The sequence below is a fragment of the Actinoplanes sp. NPDC051405 genome (genome assembly GCF_055586185.1).
Map to the genome: position 1 here is coordinate 261,679 of NZ_JBVJIR010000011.1, position 12,269 is coordinate 273,947.

A 12,269-nucleotide genomic window follows, 5' to 3' on the forward strand; every position below is an offset into this window, starting at 1 on the left:
AATGTGCAGACTGACCAGCAGCAAATCCAACTATTGCCCAGCAGGCGACGGAGGGCCAGCCTCTGGACATGACGCAGATGTTGGAAACCGCCACCGAGACCGTCGACGTTTTCCCCGTCAAGGGCGTCGACCACCTCCAGTTCCTCGTGGGCAACGCCAAGCAGGCCGCCCACTACTACTCGACCGCCTTCGGGATGACCTGCGTGGCCTACCGCGGTCCCGAGCAGGGCTTCCGCGACTACGCCGAATACGTGCTGGTCAGCGGCTCGGCCCGGTTCGTCATCACCGGGGCGGTGCACGCCGGGGCGCCGCTCGCCGGGCACGTCACCAAGCACAGCGACGGCATCTTCGACATCGCGCTGGCCGTGCCGGACGTGGACGCGGCGTACAAGCACGCCCTCTCCGCCGGCGCCACCTCGGTCAGCGAGCCGCACGACCTCACCGACGAGCACGGCACGGTCCGGCTCGCCGCCATCGCCGCGTACGGCGACACCGTCCACACCCTGATCGACCGTTCGAAGTACGACGGGCCGTTCCTGCCCGGCTTCGTGGCCCGCGGCCCGATCGTCGACCGGCAGCCCGCGATCGACGCCGGCCTGCAGCCCAAGCGCTTCTTCCAGGCGGTCGACCACGTCGTCGGCAACGTCGAGCTCGGCAAGATGGACGAGTGGGTCGCCTTCTACGGCCGCGTGATGGGCTTCACGAACATGGCCGAGTTCATCGGTGACGACATCGCCACCGACTACTCCGCGCTGATGTCGAAGGTCGTCGCCGACGGCACCCGCAAGGTCAAGTTCCCGCTCAACGAGCCGGCCGTGTCGCAGCGCAAGTCGCAGATCGACGAGTACCTGGAGTTCTACGGCGGCCCCGGCGCCCAGCACGTCGCGGTGGCCACCAACGACATCCTGGCCAGCGTCGACGCGATGCGGGCGGCCGGCTGCGAGTTCCTCGACACGCCGGACTCGTACTACGACGACCCGGAGCTGCGGGCGCGCATCGGTCAGGTGCGGGCTCCGATCGAGGAACTGAAGAAGCGCAAGATCCTGGTCGACCGGGACGAGGACGGCTATCTGCTGCAGATCTTCACCAAGCCCGTGCAGGACCGCCCGACGGTCTTCTTCGAGCTGATCGAGCGGCACGGGTCGCTCGGCTTCGGCAAGGGCAACTTCAAGGCCCTGTTCGAGGCCATCGAGCGGGAGCAAGAGCTGCGCGGAAACCTGTAACACTGTCTCCGTGACGCAAGCGAACGACGACGCCGCGGCCGCGGCCGGCCCGCCCACCGGTGGGCCGGTCCGCGCCCCGGTGCCGCCGCAGACCCCGTACGGCCCCGCGCCGCACTACGGTCCACCCCAGCAGTACGGGTGGCGCCCACCGCCCGTGCCGCTCGCGCCCGACGGCCGGCCGCTGGCGGACTTCGGCACCCGGCTGCTCTCCCACCTCATCGACACCTCGATCCTCACCGGCATCGCGATGGTCATCTTCGTCCCGGTGCTCTTCGGCGCGTTCTTCGTGCTGATGCCGGACCTCACCGACTCGGTGACCGGCACCACGACGAGCGTGACGCCCGACGAAGTGATCGCCGACTTCTTCCTGCCGCTGCTGCTCATCGAGCTGGGACTGGTCCTGGTGCTGCTCGCGGGCTACTACATCTACTTCGTCGAGATGATGTACCGCAGCGGCCAGACGCTCGGCAAGAAACTGATGAAGATCAAGGTCGTGCCGTTCGAACCGGGCGCGACGCTGACCCGCGGCATGGCCGCGAAGCGGTACCTGATCGAATTCGTGGCGGGCACCGTCGTGCCGCTCTTCTACTACGCCGACGGCCTCTGGCAGCTGTGGGACAAGCCTTACCAGCAGACCCTGCACGACAAGGTCGCCAAGACCGTCGTGATAAAGGTTGCCCCATGACTTCGCTGCCCGCCGGTTGGTACAAGGACCCGGCCGACCCGACAACCCAGCGCTGGTGGGACGGCGAGGGCTGGCTCGGCAAGGCCCTGCCGGCCGACGTGACGCCGCCCGACGGCCCACCGCCGGCCGAGGAGCCTGAGCCGGCCGCGCCTGCGGCTCCGGGTGGGGCTGTGTCGGCTCGTGCTGCTTCGGGCGGCTCCGGTGTGGCGCCTGGTGCGCCTGGTGCCCCTGGTGCCCCTGGTGCCCCTGGTGCCCCTGGTGCGCCGGGTGCGCCTGGTGCGCCGGGCGCGCCGGGCGCTTCCGCGCAGCAGAAGCCGGGATGGCCGGCCGCCGGGCCGCCTGCCGGCTGGGGTGCTCCGCCGCCGGGCTATGGGCCGCCGCCGGGCTGGACGCCGCCCGCCGGAAGCCAGCCGCCCGCCGGATATCAGCCGCCGCCCGGCTGGACGCCGCCGCCGGGGTATGGCCAGCCGCCGCCTGGCTGGACGCCGCCGCCGGGCTACGGCCAGCCCCCACCCGGCTGGACGCCCCCGCCGGGCTACGGCCAGCCCCCACCCGGCTGGACGCCCCCGCCCGGATGGACGCCGCCGCCCGGTTCTCCGCCTCCGGCGGACCCCCAGTCCTCAGCGGGCATCCAAACCGCCGGGAATCCTTCCTCGTCGCCGGGCTCCCCGGCCGCTGCGGGCTCACCGCCGTGGACCGGAAATCAGCCGCCGGGCTGGCCGCCGCCTCCGCAAGGCTGGACCCCGCCACCGGGTTGGGTCCCGCCCCCGGGCTGGGCCCCGCCACCCGGCTGGGTGCCCCCGCACGCCTACGCCTACCAGGTGCAGGCCCGCCCGCACGGCCAGCCCCTGGCCGGGCTGGGCCGCCGCCTGGTCGCCCGGCTGATCGACATCGTCGCCGTGCTGATCCTCAATGTGCTGGTCAACGGCTGGCTGGCGTACCAGTGGTGGCTCGAGGTGGAGCCGATCTTCCGCGCCACCATGGCCGACCCGTTCACCAGCCCGCAGCCCGCCTCGGCCCGTTCCAGCTATCTGATCCTGACCATGCTCGTCATAGCCACCGCCCTGTGGTTCGCCTACGAGGTGCCGGCGCTGGCCAACAGCGGCCAGACCCTCGGTAAGCGGCTGCTGCAGGTCAAGGTCGTGAAGCTGGAGAACACGGAACCGCTCGGCTTCGGTCGCGCGTTCGGCCGGTGGGCCCGGCTCGGCATGTGGACGCCGCTGTGGAGCTGCTACGGGCTGGGCTTCGTGGCGCAGCTCGTCGACTCCGGCTCGGTGCTCTTCGATCAGCAACTTCGCCAGGCCCTGCACGACAAGTCGGCCGCGACAGTGGTCGTCGCCGTGCCACCCGGCCATCGGGACCAGCACGTGAAGGCGCCCGAGAACGCCGACGACTCCACCGGAGGGAAGAGATGAGCAGGCTGACCCGCGCCGACCTGGAGGCGCTGCCGGCGTACGTGCCCGGCCGCAGCGTCGCCGACCTGGCCCGTGAGCTGGGTATCGCCGAGGCGATCAAGCTGGCCAGCAACGAGGTGCCGTTCGGGCCGCTGCCCGGCGTACCGGAGGCGGTGGCGGCGGCGATGACCCAGTCGCACCGCTACCCCGACATGGGTGTGCTGGAGCTGCGGGACCGCCTGGCCGAGCGGTACGGCGTCAGCCCCGACCGGATCGTCACCGGCTGCGGCTCGGTGGCGCTGGCCGAGCACCTGGCCAAGGCGACCTGTCTGCCGGGCGACGAGATCGTCTACTCGTGGCGGTCGTTCGAGGCGTACCCGATCATCTCGGCGGGGGTGGGCGCGACCAGCATCCGCGTGCCGAACACCCCGGGCCACGGCCACGACCTGACGGCGATGGCCGAGGCGATCACCGACCGGACCCGCCTGGTGCTGGTCTGCAACCCCAACAACCCCACCGGTACGAGTGTGCGCAAGGCGGAACTGGACCGGTTCCTGGACGCCGTACCGTCGGATGTGCTGGTGGTCCTGGACGAGGCGTACCGCGAGTTCGTCACGGACGACCAGGTCCCGGACGGCCTGATGACCTACGGCGACCGGCCCAACGTGGTCGTGCTGCGCACGCTGTCCAAGGCATGGGGCCTGGCCGGGCTCCGGATCGGCTACCTGGTGGCCCAGCCGGAGGTGGCGGCGGCGATCCGCAAGGTGCTGACTCCCTTCTCGACCAGCCTGGTGGCCCAGGCGGCGGCGCTGGCGGCGCTGAACGCCGAGCAGGAGGTGGTCCGCCGCTGCGCGCTGGTGATCAGCGAACGGGAGCGGGTCACCGAGGCGCTGCGCAAGCTGTACCCGGATGTCCCGGCCAGCCAGGCGAACTTCGTCTGGCTGCCGCTGGGCGACCAGGCGATGGCCTTCGGCGCGGCGTGCGAAAAGCAGGGCGTGATCGTTCGGCCGTTCCCGGGCGACGGTGTCCGCATCACCATCGGCACGCCGGAGGAGAACGACGCTCTCCTGGCGGCCGCCGAGGCAGCTCTGTAGCTGTTTCATGTCGAGGGCCGGGCGCGCAGGGCGGACGGCGTGCTCGCCACCAGAGCGAGCACGAGACACGCGGCGACGATCGCCGAGATCAGCGGCCAGGGCACGATCACGCTGATCTCGGCGCCGACCTGGGCAGCCAGGGAGCCGGCCGAGCCGAGCAGGGCCAGCATCGCGGTCGCGCCGCCCAGCAGCGATCCGATCGTCACGACCAGGGTCGACTCCAGGGCCACCGTGAGGGCCACCTGGCGTGGGGTCGCTCCGGCCAGGCGCAGGACGCGGTAGTCGCGTACGCGGTGGCGGGTGGACATGAGCAGGGTATTCGCCACAGCCAGGGCTCCCGCGCCGGCGGACATGCTCAGCAGGAGCAGCGTGAACGACCAGACCAGGCGGTCCTCCTCCGCGTCGGCCCGGCCGGCGTACGTGGCCACGGAAACCAGCTCCGCCCCCGGTGTGGCGGCGGCCGTGGCGGTGAACGCGGCCGGGGCCAGCGCTGACTTGTCATGCTCGCGGACGACATCACGGGCCAGCACGAGCTCCGCCGGGATCGGGCCCGCCGTTGCTCGGCCGGTGATCCGGAGCGTTTCCCGCACCCCGTCCGCGTAGGTGAGCGTGACGCTGTCGCCGAACTTTCCGGCAGCGTCCGGGCTCACCAGTGCCGTACCCGGCGACTGAGTGGGCAGCCCGACGGCATTGACCGACGCGCCGGCCACGTACACCTGGGTCGGTAGCGGCGCGCCGGGGGCCGCGGCGTCGGTCAGGCCCGGCATGCCGTTCGGGATCAGCACGGCTCCGGTGTCCACGGTGGCGGCCCGGCGGACCGCGTAGGCCGCCGTCGAGGTCTGGACCGTGCCGGTGATGAAGACCCCGAAGGCCACGGTGAGCAGCACCGGGGCGGCGGTCGAGGCCGTGCGCCGGACCCCGGTCAGGGCGCTCTCGCGAACCAGCGATCCGGTGATGCCGGTGACCGGCCACAGCAACAGCCGGACCAGCAGCGGTACGACCGCGGGAGCCAGCAGGGCCACCGCCACGACCAGGGCCATGGCGCCGAGCAGCGCGAACTGCGCCATGTCGGTGACGTCCGCCGCGGTTGTGGTGTAAACGCCGGCGGCGGCACCGATCGCGGCTGCCGTCAGGCCGGCGATCCAGCGCGGGCGGGACATCGGCCGGTCCTCGACCTCGGCCACCCGCAGGGCCTCCAACGGGCCGATCCGTGATGCCCGGCGGGCCGAGGCCGCCGCACCGAGCAACGACACCAACGGCCCGCCCAGGAAGGCCACGGCCAGGGCCCATGGCTCCCAGTGCACGGTGAAGCCGACCGGCTGAAAGCGCGCGTCGACGAGAAACCCGTCCAGCGACACCGCCAGCACCGCGCCCAGCGCCACGCCAACCGTTGCGGCCACCCCGCCCACCAGCAGGGCCGACCGGTACAGAGTGGACCGGATCTGCCGCGGCGTCGCCCCGACCGCCCGCAGCAGCCCGATCTCCCGGCGGCGCTGGTTTACCCCGAAGGCCGAGGTCGAGGCGACCAGGAACACGCAGGCGAAGCCGGCCAGTGCCACGGTCGCGGTCAGCACCTGCGTGCCGATCCAGCGCAGACGGGCGTCGGCGCGTGGCTCCAGAGCTCCACGCCCCGCGCCGGTCAGCACCGTTCCGGCGCTTCCGACAACGGCACGCACAGCGGCCGGGTCCGGGTCGCCGCCGAGCCCGATCGCCCGTACGCCCGGTTGCAGCCGGGCCGCGACGGTCTCGGCCACGAGCACCGCCGAGCCCTCGACGTGGCCGGTGACCCGCCACGAGGCCGGACCGGTCGCGGTCAGCAACGTGACCTCGTGGCCGATCGGCACCCGCAGATCACTGCCGACGACCACGTCGCGCTCCCCGGTAGGTGGTGTCCCCGTGACCAGCCGGGCCGCGCCCACGCTCCAGCCGTACCCCGTTGTCAGGCCGGGGATCGGCCGCCCGGAGCGGACCGGCTGGGCGTAGAAAGGCCGGTCCTGCACGACAGCCGTCACGCCCGGCAGCCTGCCCAGCCGATCTGCCAGTTCCTGGGCGGCGGCAGCCGGCCACGGCACCGGCTCGGCGAAGAACTCAGCCGGATTCGTCGCGGCCGGGCTCTGCACCACGACGCGCAGACCCTCGAACCGGTCCGGAACCCGGGGCCGGGAGGACGTCCAGAGCAGCAGCGCCGCCGCCACGATGGCCGTGCTGAGCACCACGGCGACGAACGTGCCCAGCCGGTCGCGGGTCAGCACGCCGACTCCAGGGTGGTCATCCGGGCCGCGATGGCACCCGCGTCGGCCCCGGTGAGCTCGCCGGCGAGCCGGCCGTCGGCCAGCAGCAGCACCCGGTCGGCCATCGCCGCGGCGACCGGGTCGTGGGTCACCATGACGATCGTCTGGCCGTGCTCGTCCACCAGCGCGCGCAGCAGGTCGAGCACCTGCCGGGAGGTGCGGGTGTCGAGCGCACCGGTCGGTTCGTCGGCGAACACCACGGCCGGGCGGGTGATCAGCGCTCGGGCGATCGCCACCCGCTGCTGCTCACCGCCGGAGAGCTCGCTCGGGCGATGCCGGGCCCGGTCGGCCAGCCCCACCGCGCCCAGCGCGGCGGTCACCTCACCGGCAGCCGGGCGACGGCCGGCCAGCCGCAGCGGCAGCGCCACGTTCTGCGCCGCGCTGAGCGACGAGACCAGGTTGAACGCCTGGAAGATGAAGCCGACCCGGTCGCGGCGCAGCCGGGTCAGAGCTGTCTCGTCCAGGTCGCCCAGCGGTGTGCCGGCGATCGAGACCACACCGCCGGTCGGGCGGTCCAGCCCCGCGGCGCAGTGCAGCAGCGTCGACTTCCCGGAGCCGGACGGCCCCATCACGGCGCTGAACGTCCCGGGCGGGAAGTCCACGTTCACGTCGTCGAGGGCGAGCACCTGCCGGGTGCCCGAGCGGTAGATCATCCGCACGTCGCGGAGGGAAACGGCCATGGCGAAAACAATGTCGGCTCCGCTGCGGCCCGTCGTCATGCTCAGGACGACACCTTGAGTCCTCCTTGGGCAGGACGGCCGGCCGCCGCTTCATCCTCAGGTATGACGACTCAGGGACGACGACCCCGCAGCCCGGCGCCGCTAGGGTCGGGAACGTGCCTGTCCCACCCTTCCTGCTCTGGCGACCCGGCCCGGTCCAGCGGCGGATTTTCGACGCCGCCCTGGCCGCCGCGGTCACGCTCGTGTGCCTGCTCTCGGCTGTCGAGTCGCCGGCCGCAGGCCCCCGCGAGCCCGCCTGGGTCACCCTTGTCGCAAGTCTGGCGATGGGTGCACCACTCGCGGTCCGCCGGCTCGCGCCGCTGGGTGCCGCGGCAGTAGTGCTGAGCGCGGCGGCGGTCTGCCTGGCCACCGGCCTGGTTCCGGACTTCGCTTTCCCCGGGCCGGTGCTGGCGGCGGGCATCGCGCTGTATTCGGTCGGTGCGCAGGTTCCCGGCCGCCGCGCGGTCGTGACTCTGGTGGCCGGCGCCGCCCTGGTAGCGGCGGCCACGGTGGTCGCCGGCGACTCCGCCGACGGTCCGGGGTCCCTCGAGGTGGCTCTCGTCGTTCTGGTGTTCGGCGTCTGCTGGCTGCTCGGCTGGACGCTGCGCGAACGCCGGGCCCATGCGGCCCGGACGGCCGCGCAGGCGACCACGCAGGCGGTGACCGAGGAGCGGCTGCGGATCGCCCGCGAGATCCACGACATCGTCGGGCACAGCCTCACCGTGATCGCGGTCAAATCGGCGATCGGCAGTCACGTCGCCGCCGAGCGGCCGGCGGAGGCGAGCGCCGCCCTGGACGTCATCGCGGCGACGAGTCGCAATGCCCTCACCGAGCTGCGCCGCGCGGTCGGCGCCCTGCGGACCGAGCCCGACTTCGCCCCGACGCCGACCCTGGCCGAGCTGCGGAAGCTGACCGACCGGGCCGCCGAGGCGGGGATCGACGTGCGGCTCGACGTGCGCGGCGACTGCGAAGTGCCGGAGGGCGTCGCGCTGGCCGCGGTTCGCATCGTGCAGGAGTCCCTGACCAATGTCGTCAAGCACGCGGGCCCGACCAGCTGCCGCGTCGACGTCGAGGGTGTGCCGGGCGAGCTCCGCGTGGAGGTGACCAACGACGGCGCGCCGGCCCGCCGCCCGGCCATCGACGGCGCGGGCCTGACCGGCATGCGCGAGCGGGTCGCCATGCACGCGGGGGCGCTGACCGTCGGCCCGCGGGACCGGGGCGGCTTCCGCGTCCGGGCGACCCTGCCCTACGAGCAGCCCGCATGAGCGCCCGGCAGGCGACCCCTGCGAGCGGCCGGCATGAGCGCCCGGCTGGCGACCCCTGCGAGCGGCCGGCATGAGCGCCCGGCTGGCGACCCCCTACGAGCGGCCGGCATGAGCGCCCGGCTGGAGATCCCTGCGAGCGGCCGGCATGAGCGCCCGGCAGGCGATCCCCTACGAGCAGCCCGCATGAGCGCCCGGCAGGCGATCCCTTACGAGCGGCCGGCATGAGCGCCCGCAGCGAGCCGATCCGCGTGCTCATCGCGGACGACCAGGCGCTCGTGCGCGCCGGTTTCCGCCTGCTCATCGACGTCACGCCCGACCTCGTCGCGGTGGGCGAGGCCGCCGACGGCAACGAGGCCGTGGCCCTGGCCCGACGCGAGCAGCCCGATGTCGTCCTGATGGACATCCGGATGCCCGAGCTCGACGGCATCGCGGCGACCCGGCTGATCACCGGCTCGCCCGGTACGCCGGACACCAGGGTGCTGATCCTGACCACCTTCGACCTGGACGAGTACGTCTTCGCCGCGCTGCGCGCCGGGGCCAGCGGCTTCCTGCTCAAGGACGTGTTGCCCGCCGATCTGGTGGCCGCCGTCCGGGTCGTCGCCGCGGGTGAAGCCCTGCTGGCGCCCACGGTCACCCGGCGGCTGATCACCCATTTCACCGGGCTGGCGGAGTCGGCGAACGAGCCGGCCGATTCGCTCACCGGTGTCACGGACCGCGAGCGTGACGTGCTCGCGCTGGTCGGCCGGGGCCTGTCCAACACGGAGATCGCCGAGCATCTGCGGCTGAGTCTCGCCACCGTCAAGACGTACATCGGGCGGTTGCTGGCCAAGCTCCAGGCTCGGGACCGGGCTCAGCTGGTGATCGTGGCGTACGAGACCGGGCTGGTCAGACCGGTGCCGGGGCCTGTTCCGGCACCGGGGCGCGCACCGGGAAGGCCCGCCGAGCCGCCAGGACAGTCAGGGCGGCGACCGCGGTGAGCACCGCGGCCAGCGCCGGCAGCCATCCCAGCCGGCCCGCGGAGACGAAGCGTTCGCCGAGCAGGGCGCCGCCGCCGATGCCGATCTGGAAGGCGACCACGTAGACGGCCGAGGCGGCGTCGCGGGCCAGTGGTGCGACCCGCAGGATCGCCGCCTGCAGCACCACCGGGATCGCCGTGAACGTGCCGCCCCAGATCAGCGCGGCCAGCACGGTCGGGGCAGCGCCGAGGACGGGCACGAGCACGGCCAGCGAGAGGGCCATGAGGACGATGAGCGTGATGAGCAGCGGTCCGGGCCGCCGGTCCACGAAGCGGCCGACGATCGCGTTGCCGATCAGGCCGGCTGCGCCGTATCCCAGCAGCAGGGCGCTCAGGCCGAAGCCCTCCAGCCCGCCGTCGCGGCGCACCAGCGGGGCGATGTAGGTGTACGCCGCGAAGTGCCCGATCACCAGCACCACCGTGCTCAGGCAGACCGCCGCGACCGGCCCGTTGCGGATGATCCGCACCGACGCCTTCAGCCGGGCCGCCGCGCGCACGGTCAGGTCCTGGGGCAGCGCCGGCAACTTCGGCAGCACGATCAGCAGCGCCACCACGCACGCCGCGCCGGCCACCGCCAGCACGGCCAGTGCCACCCGCCAGCCCAGCCATTGGCCCAGGGCCGTGCCCAGCGGCACGCCCAGCACGATGGCCAGCGAATTGCCGAGGAAAACCAGTGCGGTGGCGCGTCCGGCCCGGTCCGGTGGCACCAGCCGGGCCGCCACCGGGGCGATCGTCGACCAGAAGACGCCGTGGGCCACCGCACAGATCAGACGCGACAGGGTGAGGATGAGCAACGAGCCCGCGAAAGCGGCGATGAGCTGGGAGATTGCAAATATCGCCACGGTCACGGCGATGAGCAGATGCCGCGGGATCCGCATGGTGAGCGCGGTCAGCGGGATGGTGGTCAGCGCCGCCACAACGGCGTAGCTGGTCAGCAGTAGGCCCACGTCTGCCTCGCTGACCGCCAGGCCGTCGGCGATCTGCGGAAGCAATCCGACCGGGAGCGTTTCCGCGGTGACGTAGACGAAGCAGGCAGCGCTGAGCACGATCAGTCCACCTCGGTGCTGACTCACCACACGACAATATGCTCTTGATCCGAGCAAATGAAGGGGGAACGCTGTGCCGACGCGCGCAACCGAGCTGCTGCGGGTGGTGCACGCCCGTCCCGGCGTCACCCGGGCGGACGCCGCCCGGCTCATCGGCGTCGGCACCGGCGCGACCACCGAGCTGGTGGGCCGCCTCGGGCAGGCCGAACTGCTCGCGGAGGGCCCGACCGCACCGAGCGGGGCCCGGGGCCGCCCGACGACCGCCCTGATCCCGCACCCCCGCGGCCCGCTGATCGCGGCCGCCTCGATCACCCACGAGTCCTGGCGGGTCGACGTGGTCGAGCTCGGCGGCAGCATCCTGGCCACCGCGGGCGAGGAGCTTGCAGGCCGGGCCGGTGACGAGGTGGTCGCGGCGCTGGGCGCGGCGGTCCGCCGGCTGCGGCACGAGTACGGCGACCGGATCCGCGGCATCGGGATCGCCGTGCCGGGCACCGTCTCCCGCGACCTCATGCTGGACGCCAGCAACCTCGGCTGGCACGACGTCGACCTGGCGGTGGCCTGGCCCCGGGCCGAGATCTTCGTGGCCGGCAACGACGCCACGCTGGCCGCCTCAGCCGAGTCCCGGCGCGGGATGGCCGTCGGTGCGGCGGTCGCCCTGCACCTGCGCATCGAGGCAGGCCTGGGCGGCGCGGTGGTGGACGGTGGCAAGGTGCTGATCGGCGCGCTGGGTGCGGCCGGCGAGTTCGGGCACATGCCGTTCGGTGACGCCGCGGTGCGCTGCCCGTGCGGCGCGTACGGCTGCTGGGGCACCGCCGTGGACGGCTCGGCACTGGCCCGGCTGCTGGGCCACGAGCCGCCGCGCGACCCGATCACGTACGCCCGACGGATCATCACCTCGCCGGAGCCCGAGCCGGCCGCTGCCGCCGCGACCGTGGCAACCGCCCTCGGCCGGGGCATCGCGGGCCTGGTCAACGGCCTGGACGCGGACCTGGTCACGCTGGGTGGCCTCGGCGTCGATCTGCTCGCCGCGGCGCCGGAGCAGCTGCTGAGCGCCTACGAGGCGGGCCTGATGAGCTTCCGGCGTGCGGCACCGCCTCCGGTGGTGCCGGCACTGCTGGGCGACGACGGCCCGATCGCGGGCGCGGCGGAGGAGGCGTGGACGGCCCTGCTGACCCGGCTGGTCTGAGAACGCCCAGCAAGAGCCGGCGGACGGCCACCCGAGACCTGCGGGCCGGCAAGGCTGGCAGACCAGCAGGCCGCCCGAGACCTGCGGGCCGGCGAGACCAGCAGACCAGCGGGCCGGCGAGGCCAGCGAGCCGGCGGGCCGGCGAGGCCAGCGGGCCGGCGAGGCCAGCGAGGCCAGCGAGGCCAGCGAGGCCAGCGAGGCCAGCGAGGCCAGCGAGGCCAGCGAGGCCAGCGAGGCCGGCAAGGCCAGCGAGGCCGGCAAGGCCAGCAGACCGGCAAGGCCAGCAGACCGGCAAGGCCAGCAGACCGGCAAGGCCAGCAGACCGGCAAGGCCAGCAGACCGGCAAGGCCA

Annotated in this window: 10 protein-coding genes; 7 read left to right on the top strand and 3 right to left on the bottom strand. The window is 73.2% G+C overall.

The window, feature by feature from the left end; genetic code table 11:
- Window positions 1-68 precede the first annotated feature (68 nt).
- From hppD to hisC, 4 genes are all read left to right on the top strand, one after another.
- A complete protein-coding gene (gene hppD, locus ACZ6S4_RS24535) occupies window positions 69-1,223 on the top strand; it encodes a 4-hydroxyphenylpyruvate dioxygenase (RefSeq protein ID WP_465477130.1) in 1,155 nt (384 codons plus the stop codon).
- 10 nt (window positions 1,224-1,233) lie between these two features.
- Window positions 1,234-1,908 carry an RDD family protein gene (locus ACZ6S4_RS24540; protein WP_465477131.1) on the top strand — a complete coding sequence of 225 codons (675 nt, stop codon included), beginning with the start codon at window positions 1,234-1,236 and terminating at the stop codon, window positions 1,906-1,908.
- 794 nt (window positions 1,909-2,702) lie between these two features.
- On the top strand, window positions 2,703-3,323 hold the full coding sequence (locus tag ACZ6S4_RS24545) for an RDD family protein (protein ID WP_465477132.1): 621 nt from the start codon (window positions 2,703-2,705) through the stop codon (window positions 3,321-3,323).
- A complete protein-coding gene (gene hisC, locus ACZ6S4_RS24550) occupies window positions 3,320-4,396 on the top strand; it encodes a histidinol-phosphate transaminase (protein WP_465477133.1) in 1,077 nt (358 codons plus the stop codon). Before ACZ6S4_RS24545 ends, hisC begins: the two co-directional genes overlap by 4 nt.
- Before the next feature lie 5 nt (window positions 4,397-4,401).
- Here hisC and ACZ6S4_RS24555 read toward each other — a convergent pair whose 3' ends face one another.
- A complete protein-coding gene (locus ACZ6S4_RS24555; RefSeq protein ID WP_465477134.1) occupies window positions 4,402-6,648 on the bottom strand; it encodes an FtsX-like permease family protein in 2,247 nt (748 codons plus the stop codon).
- A complete protein-coding gene (locus tag ACZ6S4_RS24560) occupies window positions 6,642-7,367 on the bottom strand; it encodes an ABC transporter ATP-binding protein (RefSeq protein WP_433722762.1) in 726 nt (241 codons plus the stop codon). The genes ACZ6S4_RS24555 and ACZ6S4_RS24560 overlap by 7 nt, the downstream gene beginning before the upstream one ends.
- Window positions 7,368-7,522: 155 nt before the next feature.
- On the opposite strand from ACZ6S4_RS24560, the gene ACZ6S4_RS24565 reads away from it, so the two are divergent.
- A complete protein-coding gene (locus tag ACZ6S4_RS24565) occupies window positions 7,523-8,671 on the top strand; it encodes a sensor histidine kinase (protein WP_465477135.1) in 1,149 nt (382 codons plus the stop codon).
- 221 nt (window positions 8,672-8,892) lie between these two features.
- Window positions 8,893-9,648: a response regulator transcription factor gene (locus ACZ6S4_RS24570; protein WP_465477136.1), complete on the top strand. Its 756-nt coding sequence runs from the start codon at window positions 8,893-8,895 to the stop codon at window positions 9,646-9,648.
- On the opposite strand, the gene ACZ6S4_RS24575 is transcribed toward ACZ6S4_RS24570, so the two are convergent.
- On the bottom strand, window positions 9,557-10,759 hold the full coding sequence (locus ACZ6S4_RS24575) for an MFS transporter (protein ID WP_465477137.1): 1,203 nt from the start codon (window positions 10,757-10,759) through the stop codon (window positions 9,557-9,559). The two genes, ACZ6S4_RS24570 and ACZ6S4_RS24575, sit on opposite strands and share 92 nt — an antisense overlap.
- A gap of 46 nt (window positions 10,760-10,805) precedes the next feature.
- Between ACZ6S4_RS24575 and ACZ6S4_RS24580 the strand changes: the two genes are divergently transcribed.
- Window positions 10,806-11,918, top strand: a complete 1,113-nt coding sequence (locus tag ACZ6S4_RS24580; RefSeq protein WP_465477138.1) for an ROK family protein — start codon at window positions 10,806-10,808, stop codon at window positions 11,916-11,918.
- Window positions 11,919-12,269: the final 351 nt, after the last annotated feature.

What these genes read in the sequence shown, in the direction of transcription:
- hisC (WP_465477133.1), top strand. Translation starts at nt 3,320, where the DNA reads ATGAGCAGGCTGACCCGCGCCGACCTGGAGGCGCTGCCGGCGTACGTG.
- ACZ6S4_RS24570 (WP_465477136.1), top strand. Translation starts at nt 8,893, where the DNA reads ATGAGCGCCCGCAGCGAGCCGATCCGCGTGCTCATCGCGGACGACCAG.
- ACZ6S4_RS24560 (WP_433722762.1), bottom strand. Translation starts at nt 7,367, where the DNA reads ATGGCCGTTTCCCTCCGCGACGTGCGGATGATCTACCGCTCGGGCACC.
- hppD (WP_465477130.1), top strand. Translation starts at nt 69, where the DNA reads ATGACGCAGATGTTGGAAACCGCCACCGAGACCGTCGACGTTTTCCCC.